General features: G+C 64.7%; 18 protein-coding genes. 10 read left to right on the top strand and 8 right to left on the bottom strand.

The features are described from left to right. A complete protein-coding gene (locus tag U5A65_RS14015; protein WP_321910782.1) occupies window positions 1–651 on the bottom strand; it encodes an SGNH/GDSL hydrolase family protein in 651 nt (216 codons plus the stop codon). A 130-nt stretch (window positions 652–781) separates the two neighbouring features. On the opposite strand from U5A65_RS14015, the gene U5A65_RS14010 reads away from it, so the two are divergent. From U5A65_RS14010 to U5A65_RS13995, 4 genes are all read left to right on the top strand, one after another. After that, window positions 782–1,384 (top strand): TetR/AcrR family transcriptional regulator, encoded by a 603-nt coding sequence (locus U5A65_RS14010; RefSeq protein ID WP_321910784.1) that lies wholly within the window; start codon window positions 782–784, stop codon window positions 1,382–1,384. A gap of 154 nt (window positions 1,385–1,538) precedes the next feature. Continuing rightward, window positions 1,539–2,222: a type 1 glutamine amidotransferase domain-containing protein gene (locus tag U5A65_RS14005; protein ID WP_321935654.1), complete on the top strand. Its 684-nt coding sequence runs from the start codon at window positions 1,539–1,541 to the stop codon at window positions 2,220–2,222. Window positions 2,223–2,404: 182 nt separating this feature from the next. Then, window positions 2,405–3,502: an NADH:flavin oxidoreductase/NADH oxidase gene (locus tag U5A65_RS14000; protein ID WP_321910787.1), complete on the top strand. Its 1,098-nt coding sequence runs from the start codon at window positions 2,405–2,407 to the stop codon at window positions 3,500–3,502. Between the two features lie 42 nt (window positions 3,503–3,544). After that, on the top strand, window positions 3,545–3,844 hold the full coding sequence (locus U5A65_RS13995; protein ID WP_321935652.1) for a putative quinol monooxygenase: 300 nt from the start codon (window positions 3,545–3,547) through the stop codon (window positions 3,842–3,844). Window positions 3,845–3,932: 88 nt separating this feature from the next. On the opposite strand, the gene adhP is transcribed toward U5A65_RS13995, so the two are convergent. Next, complete coding sequence (adhP, locus tag U5A65_RS13990) at window positions 3,933–4,961, bottom strand: alcohol dehydrogenase AdhP (protein WP_321910791.1); 1,029 nt, start codon at window positions 4,959–4,961, stop codon at window positions 3,933–3,935. Between the two features lie 228 nt (window positions 4,962–5,189). On the opposite strand from adhP, the gene U5A65_RS13985 reads away from it, so the two are divergent. The 4 genes from U5A65_RS13985 to U5A65_RS13970 all read left to right on the top strand — a co-directional run bounded on the left by U5A65_RS13985 (window position 5,190) and on the right by U5A65_RS13970 (window position 15,085). After that, the gene (locus U5A65_RS13985) at window positions 5,190–7,544 is read left to right on the top strand and encodes a tetratricopeptide repeat protein (protein WP_321946613.1); all 2,355 of its coding nucleotides are present in this window, start codon (window positions 5,190–5,192) and stop codon (window positions 7,542–7,544) included. A gap of 213 nt (window positions 7,545–7,757) precedes the next feature. Then, the gene (gene uvrA / locus U5A65_RS13980) at window positions 7,758–13,667 is read left to right on the top strand and encodes an excinuclease ABC subunit UvrA (RefSeq protein ID WP_415764831.1); all 5,910 of its coding nucleotides are present in this window, start codon (window positions 7,758–7,760) and stop codon (window positions 13,665–13,667) included. Window positions 13,668–13,972: 305 nt separating this feature from the next. Then, window positions 13,973–14,203: an H-NS histone family protein gene (locus U5A65_RS13975; RefSeq protein ID WP_069267441.1), complete on the top strand. Its 231-nt coding sequence runs from the start codon at window positions 13,973–13,975 to the stop codon at window positions 14,201–14,203. A gap of 303 nt (window positions 14,204–14,506) precedes the next feature. Continuing rightward, a complete protein-coding gene (locus U5A65_RS13970; RefSeq protein WP_321910796.1) occupies window positions 14,507–15,085 on the top strand; it encodes an NnrU family protein in 579 nt (192 codons plus the stop codon). Window positions 15,086–15,254: 169 nt separating this feature from the next. On the opposite strand, the gene pcaG is transcribed toward U5A65_RS13970, so the two are convergent. Both pcaG and pcaH read right to left on the bottom strand, forming a co-directional pair. Further along, on the bottom strand, window positions 15,255–15,842 hold the full coding sequence (pcaG, locus tag U5A65_RS13965; RefSeq protein WP_321935648.1) for a protocatechuate 3,4-dioxygenase subunit alpha: 588 nt from the start codon (window positions 15,840–15,842) through the stop codon (window positions 15,255–15,257). A gap of 3 nt (window positions 15,843–15,845) precedes the next feature. Then, a complete protein-coding gene (gene pcaH / locus U5A65_RS13960; protein ID WP_112177053.1) occupies window positions 15,846–16,550 on the bottom strand; it encodes a protocatechuate 3,4-dioxygenase subunit beta in 705 nt (234 codons plus the stop codon). Between the two features lie 140 nt (window positions 16,551–16,690). Here pcaH and pcaQ point away from each other — a divergent pair, with 140 nt between their 5' ends. Next, window positions 16,691–17,707, top strand: a complete 1,017-nt coding sequence (gene pcaQ, locus U5A65_RS13955) for a pca operon transcription factor PcaQ (protein ID WP_321910804.1) — start codon at window positions 16,691–16,693, stop codon at window positions 17,705–17,707. Window positions 17,708–17,744: 37 nt separating this feature from the next. Here the strand turns inward: pcaQ and U5A65_RS13950 are convergent, their stop codons facing one another. Next, a complete protein-coding gene (locus tag U5A65_RS13950; RefSeq protein ID WP_321910805.1) occupies window positions 17,745–18,407 on the bottom strand; it encodes an XRE family transcriptional regulator in 663 nt (220 codons plus the stop codon). 359 nt (window positions 18,408–18,766) lie between these two features. On the opposite strand from U5A65_RS13950, the gene U5A65_RS13945 reads away from it, so the two are divergent. Beyond that, entirely contained in the window at window positions 18,767–18,970 is a 204-nt protein-coding gene (locus tag U5A65_RS13945) for a DUF6900 domain-containing protein (protein WP_321910806.1), read from the top strand. A 167-nt stretch (window positions 18,971–19,137) separates the two neighbouring features. Here the strand turns inward: U5A65_RS13945 and U5A65_RS13940 are convergent, their stop codons facing one another. From U5A65_RS13940 to U5A65_RS13930, 3 genes are all read right to left on the bottom strand, one after another. After that, window positions 19,138–19,644 (bottom strand): metal-dependent hydrolase, encoded by a 507-nt coding sequence (locus U5A65_RS13940; RefSeq protein WP_321910807.1) that lies wholly within the window; start codon window positions 19,642–19,644, stop codon window positions 19,138–19,140. Window positions 19,645–19,786: 142 nt separating this feature from the next. Next, window positions 19,787–20,152 carry a sugar ABC transporter ATPase gene (locus U5A65_RS13935; RefSeq protein WP_321910808.1) on the bottom strand — a complete coding sequence of 122 codons (366 nt, stop codon included), beginning with the start codon at window positions 20,150–20,152 and terminating at the stop codon, window positions 19,787–19,789. Window positions 20,153–20,336: 184 nt separating this feature from the next. Continuing rightward, a complete protein-coding gene (locus tag U5A65_RS13930) occupies window positions 20,337–21,500 on the bottom strand; it encodes a porin (protein WP_321946611.1) in 1,164 nt (387 codons plus the stop codon). Window positions 21,501–21,839 lie beyond the last annotated feature (339 nt).

Genomic DNA, 21,839 nt, shown 5'->3' with positions numbered 1-21,839 from the left:
TTAGGCGTTAAAGCGCTGGCGTACGACTTCCGCGACGGCCTTGCCGAGGCGATGGTGCTGAGAGGCTTCGTAGTGAATGCCGTCCGTCGTGCTGACCGTGGCGAACTCGCCGGCATCGAGGAACGCCGAGCCGTACTTCACGGCCACGCGCTCGTAGAGCGGCGCAAGCAGGCGCGACCTGGCCGCGCCGCCCGTGAAGATATCGCCGAGGAAGCCGATCTCTTCGATCGGCACCGGCGACATGAGCAGTACGTGTGGCGTGGCGCCGCCCGGACCCGCGCGGCACGCCACCAGCGTTTCGAGCAGCACGTCCACCGAGTTCGCGATGTCGGTGGGTGTGACGGAAAAGCGCGCCTTGAGGTCGTTGGTGCCGAGCATCAGTGCGACCACGTCCACCGGCAACTGGCTTTCGAGGCATGGGCGCAGATAAGCGTGCCCGTTCTTGTGGCGGCCTTCGATGGGGTCGTCGTGAACCGTGGTGCGCGCGGGCAGGCCTTCCTCGATGATCGTCCAGCCCGGGCCCAGCGCTTCGCGCAGCACGCCGGGCCAGCGGTCGGCGGGGCCGAATCGCTCGGACACGCCGGGCACGGTCAGCGGCTTCGTGCCGTGCGTATTGGAGTCGCCGTAACAGAGCAGGGTGCGTGACGTCATGGATTGCCTCTCTCTGGGTTGATGTGACCGGTTGCGATGCGATGCCCGCTGTAATGCCCGCTGTAATGCCATTACTCGTCATGGGAGATTACTAGACGACTGGTCTAATCGCTCTGTAAGATCTCATCTCATGAATGCAGCGGCAGCCGTTGAAGTGCGGCAACACATCCTCGATACCGCCATGCCCATCCTGCTGGGCAAGGGGTTTTCCGCGGTCGGTCTCAATGAGATCCTCGCGGCCGCTGGCGTGCCCAAAGGGTCGTTCTATCACTATTTCGGCTCGAAGGAAGCGTTCGGCGAAGCGTTGCTCACGTCGTATTTCGCCGAATATGCGGAGCGTCTCGACGACATGCTCCTGCGCGCGCCGGGCACCGCGGCCGAAAAGCTGATGCGCTACTGGGACGACTGGCGCCTGATCCAGTGCGCCGACGATCCCGTAGGCAAGTGTCTCGCGGTCAAGTTGGGCGCGGAGGTGAGCGACCTTTCCGAGGCCATGCGCGAGGCGCTGCGTCTTGGCACCGATGCGACGATCTCGCGCATTGCCGCGTGTATCGAGGCAGGGCGCGCGGACGGCTCGCTCGCGGGGGTGAACAACGCCGCGACGATGGCAGTGACGCTCTACGAACTGTGGCTCGGCGCGACGCTGCTCGAAAAGATCCACCGCGACCGCAAGCCGCTCGATGCGGCCATGGCGACCACACGAATTCTGCTGAACCTGCCTCCGGGCGGTTAATCGAACGCAAAGCGACGGTAGTGCGCAGCGCGTGAACTGCGCGCGATTGTCGCGCATTGTGCGGAAGTGCTAGACGACCGGTCTAATAGGTCATGAAGAGGCCGGTATCCAAAGGGTGCGCGAGCGCCCGAACCTCACCGATAAAGGAACGCCGATGAAGGTACTGATCGTTTTGACCTCGCATGAGGACCTCGGCAACACGGGCAAGAAAACGGGCTTCTGGCTCGAAGAATTCGCCGCGCCGTACTACGCGCTGCGCGACGCCGGCGCTGAACTCGTGCTCGCATCGCCCAAGGGCGGCCAGCCGCCGCTCGATCCGAAGAGCAGCGATCCTTCCGCGCAAACCGATGCGACGCGACGTTTCGCAACCGATACCGAGGCGCAAACGGCGCTTGCCAATACGAAACGTCTCGCCGATATCGACGCGAGCGCATTCGACGCCGTGTTCTACCCGGGCGGCCATGGCCCGCTTTGGGATCTGGCCGAAGATCCGGTTTCTATCGCGCTGATCGAAAAGACCATCGCCGCAGGCAAGCCTGTCGCCGCCGTCTGCCATGCGCCGGGCGTGCTGCGCCACGTGAAGGGTGCGGATGGCAAGCCGCTCGTGGCCGGCAAGTCGGTCACCGGTTTTTCGAATGACGAAGAAGCGGCGGTGCAACTGACCGATGTCGTGCCGTTCCTCGTCGAGGACATGTTGAAGGCGAGCGGCGGCCAGTATTCGAAGGCCGCCGACTGGCAGCCGCACGTCGCAACCGACGGCCTGCTGATCACGGGCCAGAACCCGGCTTCGTCCGAGCCGGTTGCCGAGGCTTTGCTCGCGGCGCTGCGCCGCGGTTGATGCCGCGCGAACGCGGTCGTCTTTCTCCGAGCGCGTTCGCTTCCCTCCATTTCCCTTCGGCAACGCTGCGAGCCGTGCTCGCCGCGCGTGTCCGGCTGCGCATTGCCGCAAGGAAATACCCATTTTGCCAACCGGCGCAGGCGCCGCGCGACGCGCGACCTGCGCCAAGAAAGGAGCTGTAGATGTCCGCATTGTTTGAACCGTTCAAGCTCAAGGGCGTGACCCTGCGCAACCGCATCGCCGTGCCGCCGATGTGCCAGTACATGGCCGTCGACGGCATGATCAACGACTGGCACCACGTCCACTATGCGCAGATCGCGCGCGGCGGCGCGGGCCTCGTGATCGTCGAGGCGACGGCGGTTTCGCCTGAAGGCCGCATCACGCCGGCTTGCACGGGCCTGTGGAACGACGCGCAGATGGAGGCGTTCAAGCCGACCGTCGCCGCAATCAAGGCGGCGGGCGCCGTGCCCGGCATCCAGATTGCGCACGCGGGCCGCAAGGCAAGCGCGAACCGCCCGTGGGAAGGCGACGACCACATTGCCGAAGGCGACGCGCGTGGCTGGCAGACCATCGCGCCTTCCGAGGCTGCGTTTGGCGCGCATCTGCCGAAAGTGCCGAAGGCGATGACGCTCGACGACATCGCGCGCGTGCGCGAGGACTTCGTGGCCGCGGCGAAACGCGCGCTCGAAGCCGGCTTCGAATGGCTCGAACTGCACTTTGCGCACGGCTATCTCGGCCAGAGCTTTTTCTCGACGCACTCGAACCATCGCGACGACGCGTATGGCGGCAGCCTCGAAAACCGCAGCCGTTTCCTGCTGGAAACGCTGGCCGCGGTGCGCAAGGTCTGGCCGGAGCATCTGCCGCTGACGGCGCGCTTTGGCGTGATCGAGTACGACGGCCGCGACGAGGAAACGCTGGCCGAATCGATCGAACTGGCGAAGGGTTTCAAGCGCGAAGGCCTCGACATGCTGGGCGTGAGCGTCGGTTTCTCGACGCCCGCCGCGCAGATTCCGTGGGCGCCCGCGTTCCTCGCGCCGATCGCGCAGAAGGTGCGTCGCGCAACCGGGCTGCCGGTGTCGTCGGCGTGGGGTATCGGCACGCCGGAACTGGCCGAGCGGTCGGTCGCGAAGGAGCAACTCGACGTCGTGATGGTCGGGCGCGCGCATCTCGCCAACCCGCACTGGCCGTACTACGCTGCGCAGGAACTGGGCGTCGAACGCGCTGCGTGGACCTTGCCCGCGCCGTACGCACACTGGCTCGAGCGCTACAAGGTCGGCTGAAATTTACCTGACGGCAAGACCGTTGATGATGAGGGAGTTCCGATGACTATCTATCTGATTGCAAGCATCACACCGAAGCCCGAGCATGTCGCCGAAGTGGAAGCGTTGACGCGCGACATGGTCGCGCAGACGCGCAAGGAGCCAGGCAATCTGCGCTACGACCTGCTGCGCCGCGCGGACGGCGCGCCGGGCTTTTACCTCTACGAAGCCTATGTCGATGAAGCCGCGGTGCAGGCGCATCGCGACAGCGCCCACTATGCGGCGTACCGCGCGAAGATCGGTGCGTTGGTGGCGCAGCCGCCCGAGGTGAAGACGTTGACGGGCGTGGACGTGGCGGACTGACGCCGCATTCGTCTTCGTGACCGGCTGGCGCCGGACAGCGCTACGTAGCGCTGTCCGGCGCTTTTTTCATTGGGCCGCCGTGCGCGGCCTAGCCTGCCATGTCGAGCACGACGCGGCCTTCGATTGCGCCGCGTTCCATGCGCGCGAACACGTCGTTGATGTTCTCCAGCTTGTCGGTGGAGACGGTCGCCTTGACCTTGCCTTCCTGCGCGAACATCAGCGACTCTTCGAGGTCGAGACGTGTGCCGACGATCGAACCGCGCACCGTCACGCCGCTCAACACCATGTCGAAGATCGGCAGCGGGAAGTCGCCGGGCGGCAGCCCGTTCAGCGACACCGTGCCGCCCCGGCGCACCATGCCGAGCGCCTGCGAAAACGCAATGGGCGAGACCGCGGTGACGAGCACGCCGTGCGCGCCGCCAATTTCCTTCTTTAGATACGCAGCCGGATCGGTGGTTTTCGCGTTGACCGTTACGGTCGCGCCAAGACGTTTCGCCAGTTCGAGTTTCGTATCGTCGACGTCGACGGCGGCGACGTTGAGGCCCATTGCGCGTGCGTATTGCACGGCCATGTGACCGAGGCCGCCCACGCCGGAAATGACGACCCAGTTGCCCGGGCGCGTGTCCGTCACCTTCAGGCCCTTGTAGACCGTGACGCCGGCGCAAAGCACGGGCGCAATTTCGATGAAATCGATATCTTTCGGCAGCAGCCCCACGTAATTCGCGTCGGCTTTCGCGTATTGAGCGAAGCCGCCGTTGACCGAATAGCCGGTGTTTTGCTGCTGCTCGCACAGCGTTTCCCAACCGCCGAGGCAATGTTCGCAATGGCCACATGCCGAATAGAGCCACGGAATGCCCACGCGATCGCCTTCCTTGACGTGCGTGACGCCCGCGCCTACGCCCACGACATAACCCACGCCCTCGTGACCGGGAATGAACGGCGGCTGCGGCTTCACGGGCCAGTCGCCGTGTGCGGCGTGCAGGTCCGTGTGGCACACGCCGCACGCTTCGATTTTCACGAGCAGTTCGCCGGGTCCCGGGGTGGGAACGGCCACTTCCTCCAGCACGAGGGGTTTGCCAAATGCGCGGACTACTGCGGCTTGCATCGTCTTGCTCATCGTCGGGCTCCTGTCGAAGCGAAATGGCGGCGCGCGGCCGGATGCGTTGCGCATCGCGGTGTCGCCGCACGCCCGCCTGCCTTTCAAGTTTGAAGGAAAGGGTTTTCGCGTGCGATGAACGTGCTCAATGGTTGGTAATAAAAATGAGCAGAAGTTTTCGAAAGAAACTGCCGTTAATATTGGGTAAGGTTTGGTAACGCCCTCTGTTGCACGAATTCAGTGAGCCCGATGCACAACGAGTCCCTCTACGAGCGCGCCAGCGAGAGCCATTTCGCAGGCGACCTGCCGCGTGCGCGTCAGTTGTACGTGCAACTGCTTTCCGTCGATGCAACGCACGCGAGTGCGATGTTTCGCCTCGGCGTGATCGGCTTGCAGGAAGGTGCGCCGGCCGCTGCGATTGGTTGGCTGCAGCGTGCGCTCGACGCAAACCCCGGCGAGCGGCGCTACCGCGAAGCGTTGGGGCAGGCCTATGCCATGGCCGCGCGTCATGCCGAAGCGGCGCAGACCTATCGCGGCCTGTTGACGGAAGACGCTTCGTCCGCCGATCTCTGGTGCGGGCTCGGCTCGGCGTTGCAGGCGCTGGGTGCGCACGCGGAGGCGGTGAAGGCGTGGCGAGGGGCGCTTGAGCGAGAAGTGAACCGGGCCGACATCTGGAACAACTTCGGTAATTGCCTGCGTTTGCTGGGCGACTCCGGCGAGGCTCAGGCGGCGTATCGTCGCGCGCTCGACTTGCAACCGGGCGATGTCAATGCCTTGACGAACCTCGGCACGCTGCTGCAGGAAGAGGGGCGGGACGACGAGGCGCTCGAACGTTTGCGGGCGGCGCTTGCTGTCGCACCGGACAGCGCAGTCGCGATGATCAACCTCGGTGTGCTCCTGACACGCCTCGCGCGTCTGGACGAAGCCGTGCCCTTGCTCGAACGTGCGGTGGCCATCGAACCGCAAATCGCGCATGCGGCCTACAACTATGGCGTCGCGCTTCAGGCATGTGGCCGTTTGCGCGAGGCCGAAGCGCAGTATCGCCGCGCGCTCGCGCTCGACCCCGCGCACGCGGAAGCGGCCAATAACCTCGGAAATGTTTGCCGCGATCTCGGCGAACATCGGGCCGCCCAGGCGGCGTACGAAACGGCCATGCGCGCGCGGCCCGATTTCGTCGACGCGTTCAATAACGCGGCCAACCTGATGCGCACGCTCGGCGGCCTCGACGAAGCGCAAGCGCTATTGCGCCAGGCCCTCGACCTCGATCCATCGCGCTCGGCCACGCTCAACAATCTCGGCAACGTGCTCAAGGACAGCGGGGGGCTGGACGAAGGCATCGAATGTTTTCGCCGGGCTGTGGCGAGCGAGCCCGGCAACCTCATCGCGCACAGCAACCTGCTCTATGCGTTGTCGTTTCAGGCTACAGATCCGCAGGTGATTCTCGATGAGGCGAGACGCTGGTCTGCGCATCACGAAGTGCCGCTCAGCGCGGAACGCATGCACGCGCGGGTCGAACCCGCGGCGGGAAGGCGCTTGCGCATCGGCTACGTATCAGGCGATTTTCGTGAGCATTGCCAGGCATTGTTCATGACGCCGCTCTTGACACATCACGACGCTGAGCGCTACGAGATTCACGCGTATTCGAGCGTGGTGCGGCCCGATGCGACGACGGCACGTCTCGCCGCACACGTCGAAAAGTGGCACGACGTACGCACGTTGAGCGATACGGCGCTGGCGGAACAGATCCGCGCGGACGGCATCGATATCCTCGTCGATCTGACGATGCACATGTCCGATGGCCGGCCTCTGCTGTTCGCACGCAAGCCGGCGCCGGTGCAGGTCGCCTGGCTCGCGTATCCCGGCACGACCGGGATCGGCGCGATGGACTGGCGGCTCACCGATCCGTGGCTCGATCCGCCCGCGCACGACAGCCACTACAGCGAAAAGTCGTGGCGCTTGCCGCATACGTTCTGGTGTTATGACGCGCTGGCTTCGGAGCCCGAAGTGAATGCGCTGCCTGCATCGAGTACGGGACACGTCACGTTCGGCAGCCTGAACAACCCTTGCAAGCTCACCGATTCGACGCTGAATGTGTGGTCTCGTGTATTCGCCCGCTTGCCAGATGCGCGCCTCGTGCTCATGGCCGCCGAGGGCGAAGCGCGGCGCCGCCTCGTGCAACGGCTCGCTCAGGCAGGCATCGACGCGGCGCGCGTGCGCTTCCTGCCGTTCAGGCCGCGCGCGGATTATCTGCGCAGCTATCACGAGATCGATATCGGCCTCGACACGTTGCCGTACAACGGCCATACCACGTCGCTCGATGCGCTGTGGATGGGCGTGCCCGTCGTCACGCGCATCGGGCCGACGGTGGCGGGGCGCGCGGGCTTGAGCCAGCTGGCGAACCTTGACCTGACCAAACTGGCCGCCGATTCCGACGACGCGTTCGTGGAGACGGCGGTGAGTCTCGCGAACGACCTGCCGCGCCTTGCGAATCTGCGCTCGACGCTGCGCGAGCGCATGGCGGCCTCGCCGCTGATGGACGGCGAGCGTTTCGCGCGCGGCGTCGAAGCGGCGTACGAAGGCATGTGGCGCGCCGCGGCAAAGTAGGGCGATCTGGCCCGTAGATACGGGGCCTCTGGCGTCCTGTCCTCGGCCAGATGGCCATCCAGCGTCCTGTATAAATATACAGTAGAATCCTAGCCTGACAGCCAGGGCCGCGCGCCGATTTTCCGCGCGCGCCGCGCTGCAAGTTTCCGGGCCGCGCCGGCATTTGCCCCAATTCGCGCGCCGCCCGGCCCCACGCGTGTGATCCCAGCCGGAATGCCAGCGCAAGTGAGCGAAAACCGATCTATCCGAATCCGTGGTGCCCGCCAGCACAACCTCAAGAACCTCGACCTTGACCTGCACACCGGTGAAATGACGGTCGTCACCGGGCCATCGGGCTCGGGCAAGTCGAGCCTCGTATTCGACACGCTTTACGCGGAAGGCCAGCGCCGCTACGTTGAAACGTTCAGCGCCTATGCGCGCCAGTTCCTCGACCGCATGGACCGGCCGCAGGTCGACCGCGTGGACGGCGTGCCGCCCGCCATCGCCATCGACCAGACCAACCCGGTGCGGAGTTCGCGCTCCACGGTCGGGACGATGACCGAGCTGAACGACCACCTGAAGCTGCTCTACGCGCGCGCCGCGAATCTGTTCGACCGCGTCACGGCGCAGCCCGTGCGGCACGACACGCCTGAGACGATCTACGCCGAACTGATGGCGCGCACGGCCGCGGGCGACCCGCGTCTCGTCGTCACATTCCCGGTCGAGTTGCCCGACACGACCACCGAGGAGGAAGTCGCGCAGTGGCTTTCCGCGAGCGGCTATACGCGCGTGCAGGCGCAGCGCGAGGTGAAGACCGCCGAAGGCACGCGCAAGCTGCTCGATGTGGTCGCCGACCGTTTCCGCATGCAGAACGTGGAGAAGAGCCGCGCGATCGAGGCGATCGAAGCCTCGCTCAAGCGCGGCAGCGGGCGCGTCAACATCTACGTGCTGGAAAGCGGCGACGCCGAAACGGCGGCCGAGCCGCAGATCTGGCGCTTCTCGACCGGCCTGCATTGCCCGGACAGCGATTTGCGCTACGCCGATCCGCAGCCCGCGCTGTTCTCGTTCAACTCGGCCTACGGCGCCTGTGACGCGTGCCGCGGCTTCGGCCGCGTGATTGGCGTGGACTGGGGCCTCGTGATCCCCGACGAGCGCAAGACGCTGCGCGGCGGCGCGATCAAGCCGCTGCAAACGCCGGCGTGGAAGGAATGCCAGGACGACCTGATGCGCTATGCCGCAAAGGCGGGCATTCCGCGCGATACCGCATGGTCCGAGCTGACGCAGGCGCAGCGCGACTGGGTCATCAACGGCGCGCCGGACTGGAAGGGAAGCTGGCAAACGCAGTGGTACGGCGTGAAACGCTTCTTCCAGTATCTGGAGTCGAAGGCCTACAAGATGCACATTCGCGTGCTGCTGTCGAAGTACCGCAGCTACACGCCGTGCGAAACCTGCGGCGGCGCGCGCCTGAAAACCGAGGCCTTGCAGTGGCGTCTCGGCACGCAGCAGAACGCCGACGAAGTCCTGGCGCCATCGGGGCGCTTCCTGCCGCACGGCGTGGACTGGACGCGCGCGCAGCTCGAGGCGCTGCCGGGCCTCACCGTGCACGACGTGATGCTGCTGCCGATCGAGCGCATTCGCCGCTTCTTCGACAATCTTTCGCTTTCCTCAGCATTGCTCGACGACGCGCTCAAGCTGCTGCTAGAGGAAGTGCGCACGCGTCTGAAGTATCTCTGCGACGTGGGCCTGGGCTATCTCACGCTCGACCGCCAGAGCCGCACGCTGTCGGGCGGCGAAGTCCAGCGTATCAATCTGACCACGGCGCTCGGCACGTCGCTCACAAAAACGCTGTTCGTGCTCGACGAGCCGAGCATCGGCCTGCATCCGCGCGACCTCAACCGCATTGTCGAGGCGATGCAGCGTCTGCGCGACGCCGGCAACACGCTCGTGGTGGTCGAGCACGATCCGTCCGTGATGCTCGCGGCCGACCGCCTTATCGACATGGGCCCCGGTCCCGGCGAGCGCGGCGGCACGATCGTCTACGACGGTACGCCGAACGATATCCGCTCCTCGGGCACCTTGACGGGCGAGTATCTGGGCGGCCACCGCGCCGTTGCCGACGCTTCGCACTGGGAGCGCCGCCCGGTCGACGCGTCCACGCCGCATCTTCTGCTCGAAGGCGCGAGCGAGCACAACCTGCGCGACGTGACCGTGCAGATCCCGCTGCAGCGGCTCGTTTGCGTGACGGGTGTCTCGGGTTCGGGCAAATCGACGCTCGTGCAGGACGTGCTATATCCCGCGCTCGCGCGGCATCTGGGCAAGGCGACGGAAGCGCCGGGCACGTTCCGCAAGCTGGGCGGCGCGGAGCAGATCAGTGACGCCGTGTTCGTCGACCAGTCGCCGATCGGCAAAACGGCGCGCTCGAATCCGGCCAGCTACGTGGGCGCGTTCGACGAGATCCGCAAGCTGTTCGCCAAGGCGACGCTCGCGAAGCAGCGCGGTTATACGGCGGGCATGTTCAGCTTCAACTCGGGCGAAGGCCGTTGCCCGACTTGCGGCGGCTCGGGCTTCGAGCACATCGAAATGCAGTTCCTGAGCGACGTGTATCTGCGTTGCCCCGATTGCGACGGCAGCCGTTATCGCCCGGAAGTGCTCGAAGTGAAGATCGAGCGCGCGGGCCGCTCGCTTTCGGTGGCGGACGTACTCGACCTTACGGTGAGCGAAGCGGTGCAATGCTTCGCTGAGGATGCCGAAGTATTGCGCGTGCTCCAGCCTATCGTGGACGTGGGCCTTGAATACGTGAAGCTCGGCCAGCCGGTGCCGACGCTGTCGGGCGGCGAAGCGCAGCGTCTCAAGCTCGCGGGCTATCTCGCGGAAACCGCGCAGTCGCGCGGCAAGGACGCAGGCGGCCGGCTCTTCATGTTCGACGAGCCGACCACGGGCCTGCATTTCGACGACATCGCCAAGCTGATGCGCGCCTTCGGCAAGCTGCTCGCAGGCGGTCATTCGCTGCTCGTGATCGAGCATAACCTCGACGTGATCCGCGCCGCCGACTGGCTGATCGATCTCGGCCCCGAAGGCGGCGACGCGGGCGGCGAAGTGGTGCGCGTCGGTACGCCCGCGGATGTGATCGCGTGCCCGCGCTCGCATACGGGCGCGGCGCTCGAACGCTACGAAGCGGCGCTCGGCAGCGGCGCCGAACTGCTCGCCGAAGAAGAGGGTGTGGCGCTGCAAACCGCGTTGCGCGCCGCGCAGGCGCGCCGTGAAGTGCAGGGCGAGGATGTGGTGCGCATCGTGAATGCGCGCGAGCACAACCTCAAGGCGCTCGACGTCGATATTCCGCATGGCCGCTTCAACGTCATTACGGGCGTGTCGGGCTCGGGCAAGTCCACGCTCGCGTTCGATATCCTCTTTCACGAAGGCCAGCGGCGCTACCTCGAATCGCTCAATGCCTACGCGCGTTCGATCGTGCAGCCGGCGGGCCGTCCCGAAGTCGATGCCGTGTACGGCATTCCGCCGACCGTCGCGATCGAGCAGCGCCTCTCGCGCGGCGGTCGCAAGAGTACCGTCGCCACGACCTCCGAGGTGTGGCACTTCCTGCGGCTGCTCTATGTGAAGCTCGGCGTGCAGCACTGCGTGCATGACGGCACGCCCGTGACGTCGCAAAGCGTCGATGCGATCGTCGCACAACTGCTGCGCGAACATCGCGGCCAGCATGTCGGCTTGCTCGCGCCGCTCGTCGTCAATCGCAAGGGCGTCTACACCGATCTCGCGAAGTGGGCGAAGGCGCGCGGCAACACGCATCTGCGCGTGGACGGCGAATTCGTGCCGGTCGCGCCGTGGCCCAAGCTCGACCGCTTCCGCGAACACACGATCGAGCTGCCCGTGGGCGATCTCGTAATCGAGCCTGAAAACGAGGCGCAATTGCGCGCCATGCTCGGCACGACGCTAGAAGCGGGCAAGGGCATCGTGCATTTGCTCGCGCCGCTCGACGGTCTCGATCATGTGATTGGCAATGGTGGTTCGACGGCGGGCATCGGCGAGGTGAAGGTGCTGTCCACGCGTCGCGCGTGCCCGGTGTGCGGCACGAGCTATCCCGAACTCGATCCGCGCATGTTCTCGTACAACAGCAAGCACGGCTGGTGCACGACCTGTGTGGGCACGGGCCTCGCGCTCACGCGCGAGCAGCGCGCCGCCTACGACGATACGATCGTGGCCGAAGACGGCCGTGGCCGCGAGCAAACCTTGCCTTCGGAGGAGCAGGAGCCCGAAGGCGTGGTCGACGAGCCGTGCCACGATTGCGGCGGCACGCGCCTGAATCCCGTGGCGCGCGCTGTGACGTTCGACGCGCATCCTATCGTCGACGTCGCGCAGTGGACCGTGGCGGACACGCGCCGCTGGATCGATACGCTGAAGCTTAACGGCCGCGATGCGCAAATCGCCCGTGACGTGGTGAGCGAAATCCGCAGCCGTCTGGAGTTCCTGGAGGAAGTGGGGCTCGGCTATCTGAGCCTCGATCGCGCCGCGCCGAGCCTTTCGGGTGGCGAGGCGCAGCGCATTCGTCTCGCGGCGCAGCTGGGCAGCAATTTGCAGGGCGTGTGCTACGTGCTCGACGAGCCGACCATCGGCCTGCATCCGCGCGACAACAAGATCTTGCTGGACGCGTTGCGCAGCCTCGGCGAGAAGGGCAACACGCTCGTCGTGGTCGAGCACGACGAGGACACGATCCGGCGTGCCGACCACATCATCGACATCGGCCCGAGCGCGGGCAAGCGCGGCGGCCGCGTGGTGGCGCAAGGCAGTGTCGCCGATCTCGCGGCGCAGGCCGATTCGCTCACCGGGCGCTATCTTGCACAGCCGATCCAGCATCCGCTGCAACCGCGCCGCGAAGTGCGCCCTGCGCGCGCCGGGCGTGAAGCGGTGCCGGGACAATGGCTCACCGTCCACGGCGGCAAGTTGCACAACCTGCGCAACGTGACCGCGCAAATTCCGCTGGGCCGCCTCGTGGCGATTACAGGCGTGAGCGGTTCGGGCAAGTCCACGCTCGCGCGCGACGTGCTGCTTTCCAATCTGCTCGACGCCGTGGGGCGCTCGGTGCTGTCCTCGCCCGCCGAGCGCCGCGCGCGCAAAGCGGTGAAGGAGAAGGCGCCGAGCGCGGCGGAGCGCCGTTCGAGCGTGCTCGCGCGCACGAGCGCCAAGCCGAAGCTCGAGGTTGCGCATGCGTGGCAGGGCTGCGATTCGATTAGCGGATGGGAAAGCATCGACCGCGTGCTCGAAGTGGACCAGACGCCGATCGGAAAAACGCCGCGCTCGTGTCCCGCGACCTATATCGGCGTGTGGGACGCGATTCGCCGCCTGTTCGCCGATACGCTCGAGGCGCGTGCCCGCGGCTATAGCGCGTCGCGTTTCTCCTTCAATACCGGCGACGGACGCTGCCCCGCGTGCGAAGGCCAGGGCGTGCGCACCATCGGCATGAGCTTCCTGCCCGACGTGAAGGTGCCGTGCGACGTGTGCCACGGCCAGCGCTTCAATCCGGAAACGCTGGCTGTGACGTGGCGCGGCCGGAACATCGGCGAAGTGCTGACGATGGAAATCGACGAGGCCGTGGAGTTCTTCGGCTCGATCACGAGTATTTCGCACCCGCTGCAACTGATGAAGGACGTGGGTCTGGGCTACCTCACGCTCGGCCAGCCTTCGCCCACGCTCTCGGGCGGCGAGGCGCAGCGCATCAAGCTCGTGACCGAGCTTTCCAAGGTGCGCGACGACATCACGCGTCGCGGGCAGAAGGCGCCGCACACGCTCTACGTGCTCGACGAGCCCACCGTGGGCCTGCATATGGCCGACGTGGCGCGCCTCATCAGCGTGCTGCACCGGCTCGCGGACGCGGGGCATAGCGTCGTCGTGATCGAGCACGACCTCGACGTGATCGCCGAGGCCGACTGGATCATCGACCTCGGCCCGGAAGGCGGTGTGGGCGGCGGCACCATCGTCGCCGCTGCCGATCCCGAAGCGCTCGCGAAGGTGCGCTCGAGCCATACCGGCGCGGCGCTCGCGCCCGTGCTGGCACGTGGCCAGGGCGACGCGAACGGTGCCGAAAGGAAACCTGCACCAGAGCGGCGCGCAAGGGATACAGCGGGTTCGCGATAGGAAAACGGAGCGGGCCGCAGAGGCCCGCTCCGCCTTGAAACCGCTTGATCTGTGCCGCGAGCGCAAGGTATCATGGGTTCCGCTTGCAGCAAACGTTCGCTCACCTGTAGCGGCGTCACCTGAGAGCGGAGCAGCGGACTGCAGATCCCCTCCGAACCGGTCGCGGGCTCCACACCCAGACCAACTCATCAGTGCAGCAAGGCTTCGCAGTCTGTTCGCGAAGCCTTTGTCTTTTCAGGGAAGACGATTCTTTGCCGATTGTTGAATCGGTGCCTTGCCCCAGATGAAGCGAGAGGAATTAATCGATGTTCGACCTCGATGGAGAGGCGCGCGAACGGCTCATCGTGTGGATTCGACGCCGCATGGAAGAGTACGGCATTACGTTCGAAGAGCTTGAAGCGTCTATTGCCGAAAGCGAAAAACTACCCAAGTACCGCGACGCATACGGGAATACATGGAATGGCGAGGGCGATATGCCGGCCTGGCTGTTGCGTTATAAGCACGCGGGACAGGATATCGAGCATTTTCGCTGCTAGCCGTGACGGTGCGTGAATGCGCGCCGGTGTTGCCGTTCGACCGCCAGACCGTACGCGGCGCATGCCGCAAAGCCCGCGCATTGGCGCGGCGCCCAGTATTATTCAGCATAGTTTTAAATTGCCTTTCGGTGCGAGCCGGGGATTAATTGCGCCCGCTAATGTGCAGCGCCGGTTTAGGCATTGTTTTTGTTGGCATTTGCACGCGCGTAATTAGTCAGTTTTTTTGAAAACTCGGGTTGGCCACGCGATCAACCTGCGCGACAATCTCGCCCATTCCGTTCTTGCTGCGGCAGGGAGGTTGTCATGGCGATACTCGTGCTGGGCCTCGTGATTTTCATTGGCGTCCATTCGATCCGCATCATGGCGGCGCCCTGGCGCGCCGCGCAGATCGAGCATTTCGGTCCGCGTGCCTGGCGAGGCGCGTTCGCGCTGCTCTCCATTCTGGGTTTCGTGCTGATCGTGTATGGCTACGGGCTGTCACGCCGCTACCCCGTGCCGATCTGGCTGCCGCCGTTCTGGATGGCCCACGTTGCGGCGCTTCTCACCGCCATTGCCTTCATCATGATCGTCGCGGCCTATGTGCCGGGCAATCACTTCAAGCGCGCGCTCGGCCAGCCCTTCGTGAGCGGTGTTGCACTTTGGGCGTTCGCGCATCTGCTCGCCAACGGCACGCTCAACGCCATCATTCTCTTCGCGGTTTTCCTCGTCTGGGCGCTGTTCGAGCTTAGAGGAGAGAATCGCCGCGATCGCGAGGCCGGTGTCGTCTATCCCGACGGGCAGGCGTCGCGCGATGTTATCGTCGTCGTGGTCGGGCTCGTGGCCTGGGCCGTGTTCGCCTTCTGGCTACACGGCGTGCTGATTGGCGTGCGGCCACTCGGCTGAGCGCGCCGCAGACCGCACACGCGCTGCAAAAAAAGAAGCCTGCGCATGGCAGGCTTCGCAAGGTACAGCTCGGAGTTCCGCGATCAGATCGCAGCGGCACGATCATAGGGCCAGTTCGTGAAAGCCCCGTGAAAGTCCGCGCGATTCGGCGCGTCTATCCGTCGATGCATTACAGATCGAAGAACACCGTTTCCTGTTCGCCCTGCATGCGGATGTCGAACGTGTAGACGATGCTGCCGGCCTGCTCGCTGCGGCGCGCGATGAGCGTGTCGCGGCGCGCCGCCGGTACGGCTGAGAGCACTGGGTCCGTGGCGTTGGCGGCGGCTTCGTCTTCGAAGTAGATGCGCGTGAAGGTGTGCGTGAGCATCCCGCGCATCATCACGATCACATTCAGATGCGGCGCTTCGCCGGCGTTCTCGACGCCCGGTTTCACGGTGTGCACGACGAAGCGGCGGTGCGCATCCGTGCCGGTGCCCACGCGCGCAAAACCGCGGAAGCCGTCTTTCGCGATTTCCTCGCGCGAAGCCGGATAGCGGCCGTTTGCGTCGACCTGCGAAAACTCGAGCATCGCGTCGAACACGGCGTTGCCGTCGCCGTCGATCACGCGGCCCATCAGCGTGATGTGCTCGCCCGGCGTTTCAGGCCCGACGACGTCGGCGGTGAAGAGGCTCTTCAGATCGAAATCGTATTGCTGCGGACACAGGCCGTAGGCGAAGTACGGGCCGACGGTTTGCGAGGGCGTTTCCTTGAGTGCCATGGTTCAACGCTCCGTAGGGGTTTGGTTCGGGCCGCGCAGCACGATGTCGAATTCGTAGCCGAGTGCGAAGCCTTCTTCGGTGGTGTCGAGCGAGAAGCGCGAAATCATGCGTTCGCGTGCGTCCTCGGGCGTGCCCTGATAGATCGGGTCGAACGCGAGCAGCGGGTCGCCGGGGAAATACATCTGCGTAACAAGACGCGAGCCGAAGTAGTCGCCGAACAGCGAGAAGTGGATGTGATTCGGTCGCCACGCGTTCGGATGATTGCCCCAGGGATACGCGCCCGGCTTGATCGTCAGGAAGCGATAGCGGCCGTCGTTATCGGTGATCGCACGGCCTGCGCCGAGGAAGTTGGGGTCGAGCGGCGCGTCGTGCTGGTCCTGCTTGTGCACATAGCGGCCGGCAGCGTTGGCCTGCCAGATTTCCACGAGCGTGTTGCGCACCGGCTTGCCGCCTTCGTCGAGCACGCGGCCCGTCACGATGATGCGCTCGCCGAGCGGCGCACCGTTTTTCGCGGCGTTGCGCGTGAGATCGTGATCGAGCGCGCCGAGGTCGTCGGTGCCGTACACGGGCGCATGCTGGTTGCGCAGCTTTTCCTTCAGGGGAATGAGCGGGAGCGTGGGGCCGCGTTTGACCGACGAACGATACGGCGGATAAACATACGCGGGATGCGAGTCGAAGTCGCGCGGCGACAGGATGGACTCGTCCATGGGGTGTCTCCTGGAGTGGATTATTGGGGGAAGGACTCGCCGCCGGAAGCGGTTGGCGCGGCGAGCCGATGCATGCACTTTATCCAAAGCGAAAAGTTATGCAAAATGATGTTTTTTCGCATCTCGTATAACGAACCGTTATGCAAAACCGGCTCGCGGACGGACGCGTCAAATTCCGCCATCTACAGTGTTTCCTTGCCGTGGCCCAGATGGGCAGCGTGCAGCAGGCCGCCGAGAGTCTTTCGGTCACGCAGCCTGCCGTGTCGAAGACGATCGCCGAGCTGGAGCTGGTGCTGGGTGTGAAGCTGTTCGAGCGCGGCCGCCACGGCGCCGTGCCCACGCGCGAGGGGCAGCTTTTCATGCCGCACGCGAGCGCCTGCGTGAGCGCGCTGCGCCAGGGCGTGGCTCTGCTTGCGCGCGACGAGGGTGCGGTGACCGCGACGCTCGATATCGGCGTGCTGCCGACGGTGGCGACGGCGCTGCTGCCCGGCGCGTTGCGACATTTCGGCGAGGAATGGCCGCGCGTGAGCGTGCGGCTCGTGACGGGAGCCAACACCGAGTTGCTCGAGCGGTTGAAGACCGGGGCGATCAGCTTTGCGGTGGGGCGGCTTGCCGACCCCGAACGGATGGTGGGCCTGAGCTTCGAGCAGTTGTATAACGAGCCGCTCGCCGTAGTGGTGCGCGCGGGGCACCCGCTTGCGCAGGGGGCGGGCCTGCCGGCGCAACTCGCATCGTTTCCGCTCGTGATGCCGCCGTTCGGCACGTTGATCCGCCAGGCGGCGGATAGCCTGCTCGCGGCGTGGGGCGCGCCGCCGCTGTCCGCGTTCGTCGAGTTGCTTTCGGTTTCGGTGGGGCGCGCGCTTGCGCTCCAGAACGACGCGGTGTGGTTCGTGCCCGCCGGCGCCGTCGAATACGACCTGCGGCGCGGCACGCTGGTGCAACTGCCGTTGCCTGCGGCTGGCGGCGAAGAGCCGGTAGGTGTGATTCAGCGGACCGATACCCAGCCTACGCCTGCCGGTCGCGCGCTGATCGAGGCCGTGCGGCGCGCGGCGCGCGAGCGTGAAGCGCGGCCGGATGGCTCCGCCGCGCCGCGCAAGCGGCGTGCGCGTGCCGCGAACGCTTCCGCTGACAAGGATTCACCCGGCGCGAAACGTTGAGGCTTCCTGTTCCTGCAGACGCGAAACCGCGCCAGATTCAGCCGGTAGAGAGCTTCGCCTTGGCGCGCGGCTTCGACGTAGCCGATGCTTCCGGCGCGACACCGGGCAGGCGCGCGCTCGTGGCCATCCACAGCACTTCAGCGTCTTCCGCGCTCGTCGAAATGGCTGCGTGGCCGGTGCGGCTGTCGAAGTAGAGGCTGTCGCCGGTCTCGAGGTAGGTGGGTGCGTAAAGCTCCGAATACAGGCACACGCTGCCGCTGATCACATACAGAAACTCTTCGCCTTCGTGGCGGCCCCAGTCGTCGAATGCGTCGAGCGAATGCGCGGTGATGCGGATGCGAAACGGCAGCATCGCCTTGTGTGCGAGATCGGTGGCGAGCAATTCCATTTGATAGCCGCGATAGGCGTGGCGCTGGCCGGCGCCGTTGCGCGTGAGCGCGCGGCGGCCGCCGGCATTGAGCTTGGGCGGGGTACCGAACAGCTCGGCCAGGTCGATCCTGAGCCCGCCGACGATTTTTTGCAGCACGTCGAAGGTGGGCGACATCAGCCCGTTTTCGACCTTCGACAAGGTCGAGCGTGAGACGCCGCACAGGCGGCTGGCGGAATCGAGTGTAAGGTCCTGGGCGACCCGAGCGGCACGCACGCGGCGGCCGAGGTCGGTGGTCGCCGTGCTGGCGGATGGGGTGAGCGTGGAGTCCATGGGCTGCGTTCGGAAACTGACGAAAAGCCCTGGTTGGGCCGCGCAATGTGTTACCGATCATATCAAACGCTTGCCCGCGTGAAAGCCATGTCTGCATCGCACGGTCCGGCCGGAGCCTCGGCGCCGGTGGGCGGCAGACGCTAGCCCGTCGCCCATTAATGCCCTAATTAATTGTGAATTAAAACAACTCGATTTAAAGATTTTTAAAACTTAATCCGCCGCTAATTTGACAAATTTTAAAGATTTATTGAGTTTGATATTAGAGTGGCACTTCAAAATGCGTCCATGCGCCGCGGCTCACACGGAAATTGATATTTATCATTGTAATCAGATGATGTAGATCAAGTGGAGAGAGCAAAATGCATGACGAACGACTCGAATTGTTGCTAGCCATCTCGCGAAGAACGCTTGGGATCGAAAGTTTCGAGCTGACCGGGAAGCCGACGGCCGACGTCCACCTCGTGAGCGTGGAGGACATTGGCCGCGCGCTGGAGTCGGCGTATGACGCCGGGCTGATCGTCGGCTACCGCATGGGCCGCGCGGAGTGCGAAGAGAACGCCTGAATACCGCGTGAAGCGATTTAGGGGGCGGCGTCCTTTAAACGGGACGCCGTTTTTCATTTCCGCCGGTATTCACTCGTTAATAAACCTGGTGCCGAATAGCACATCGGCGTGACTCAATCGCGAATGCGATTGTGCGTTCGCGGCGATTACCTGGGAAACCTGATCAATTAAACGAGCCGGCGCAACGGCGCGAGCGACCAGTCGTGCGGCACGCCGTGCACAGCGAAAAACCACGCGGCAATCCACGATGCGGCGACGACGATCAGGTCGCAACTTCCGCTGCGCCACCAGTTCAACGAGTGCCGCTGATAGATCCACGGCACACCGAGCGGATTGGGCCAGTCAGCGAACAGGTGGATCATGCCGCCGCAAGCGAAGCCGAACGCGGGCGCTGCGAGCGGCATGTGCCCGAGCTTGTGATACGACCATACTAGCAATGCAATCCAGCCAATGCCCCAGTGCGTGAGCGTGCGATGCGTGATCCAGAGGCGTCGCTTCTTGCGCCACCAGGCGACTTCCAGCCAGTCGGGAGCCGAACCGCCCGCGACACCGGCCGCGAATGCGAGCGCAGCGTAAAGATGCCAGGCGCTATCGGCGCCCTGATGCGTGACGATTGCGGCGGCGATGACGCCGGCGGCCCAACCCGTGGCGTGATGTGCGGTGCCTGATGCCATGAAGCGGTGTATTGCGAAGTCGAAGGGGGCGCAATCTTCGCAGATGTGTCGCCGTTATGACAGGGGTGAAACGCGGATGACATGCAGGCGACACGCGGTACGTCGTGCGGCGCGGGCGGTGCCCGCGCCTGCTACTTGCGCGTCAGGTCGTGCAGCGCGCTACGTCGAAGCGCAGTTCTTCTTCAGGCGGATCATTCGACGCGGAAGCGCCATGCGTTACGCGAATGACCGAGCCGTGGCCGTTCGGCGTGAGCGTGACGAAGTACGATGCATCCGAGCGCGAGCCCACGCTCAGCTCGGTTGTCGTGCCGTCTCGCGAAGCGTGAACGTGCGGCAAGCGGCCTTCGAGGCAACTCGCGATCGACGACGCCGAACGCGCCGACGAAGCATAGATCATTGGTTCGCCGTTGGAGGCCGTGCCGGACGGCGGCGTCGAACCGCAAGCGGCGATGAATGCGAGCGGGGTAGCGGCAAGAAGTCGTAGCGTGAGCGTTTTCATAAGCGGCATGACAGGATCGAAGCAGCGGATTATGCCAATGAGTATACGCACCCTGATCTGAATCAAGGTCCACGCAGACGTAAAAAGATGCAACAACAAGCAAGAAAAAAACACATGCGCTTGTGGCGCATGTGCGTTTCGCGAAGGAAGGGCAGCGCGGCGGGTCGCGCCGCGTTTGACCGAATCCCGGCGATCAGAAGCGGTGGCGCAAACCGACCGTTGCGGCCACCTGGTTGTTCGTCGAGGAAGGCGAGAGCGTATTGATCGCAGCCACGTTCCCGATGCCCGAGCCGTCGGCGTTGTAGCCGAGCGAGCCCGAAGCGTGCTGGTAGACGCCGGCGAGATAGACGTCCGTGCGCTTGCTCAACGAGTAGTCGGTGCCAAGCACGACGGTGTGCCACTTCGGGCTGTTGTTGTTGCCGTTGCCCGTGACCGTGCCGTCGGTGAACGTGTAGGAGCCGACGAACGCGAGTGCGGGCGTCAGATGGTAAGCGCCGTTGATCTCATAGTTGTCGACGTGCAGGTTCAGGCCGGAGAGGCCCGGCAGCGGCGCGCTGCCGCCACTCGAGAGACTCTGCATGCCGTCGATTTGCGAGTGCGTCCACACGAAGCCAACCTGTGCCGGGCCGTAGGCGTAGTTCACGCCCGCGCCGAACGAGCGCTGCAGCCGTGCCGAGATGTTCTGGTCAGCAGAAGCCGCGCTGTTCGCCGCGCCCAGGCCGCCCGAGTTGTTTTGCTGCGAGTAGGCGGCTGCGAAGTTCAGCGGGCCGTTGCCGTACGACGCGCCGACGCTCCATGCGCGGCCATTCGCAAAGCCGTTTGCGTCGTTGCTGAAGCCGTACAGGCCGCCGAACTGGAAGCCCGCGTAATTGGCGCTGGCGTACTTGACCGAGTTCTTGATCGAATCGCTCTGCGCGAGGTTGTCGTTGTCGAACGGGTGGCCCGCGAGGTTGTTGCCGAAGCCCGCGCCGGCTTCCGAGAGCGGCGAGAGGTAATCGACCATCGCGTCGTATTGCCGGCCGAGCGTGAGCGTGCCGAACTGGTCGCTCTTCAGGCCGACGTAGGCCTGGCGGTTGAAACCGTTGTCGCCGTTCTTGTAGCCGCCGTTATTGAGATTGAAGCCGCTTTCCAGAGTGAAGATCGCCTTCAGGCCGCCGCCCAGATCTTCGGCGCCGCGAAAGCCGAAGTAGTTGTTGGAGAGAGCGCCGCTGCCCTGAGCCCAAAGGCTGTGGCCGCCTGCGTTATTCGCGTAGACGATGCCGGCGTCGAGGGAGCCGTAAAGGGTGACGCTGCTTTGCGCATGGGCGCTGATGGCGAAGGCGCTGAGGACGCCTGCAAGAATGAGTGCTTTTTTCATGTTTTTCTCCGGTCAGAACCTGGGAAATCAAAGGCCGAATATTCTGAAAATCGATTTCGTGCCCGGTTGATTCGCAACGAAGTGTAGGTCTGGTAATCGGAGTATTTGCATGGATTGACGCAACAATGCATTCACCTCATTTCTCGAATGGCATTAATCGTCGTAAGTCGTTGCATTTAAAGAGATTTACAAAACGGTTATTCGGTGCGGCAAAATGATCCTCGGGAATAATCCGTTGCGCATTTGCGACGATGCGGCAAAGCCGCGCAGGAGCGGGCTTAGCGCGAATGCACTTCTTTTTCAAGCGTGATTCTCGTCGTTTGGTGAAAGGTACTGTTC

The organism is Paraburkholderia sp. J10-1, assembly GCF_905220165.1.
GTDB lineage: Bacteria > Pseudomonadota > Gammaproteobacteria > Burkholderiales > Burkholderiaceae > Paraburkholderia.
Note: the sequence above shows the minus strand (reverse complement) of the source record. Positions and strands in the feature narration are given on the sequence as shown.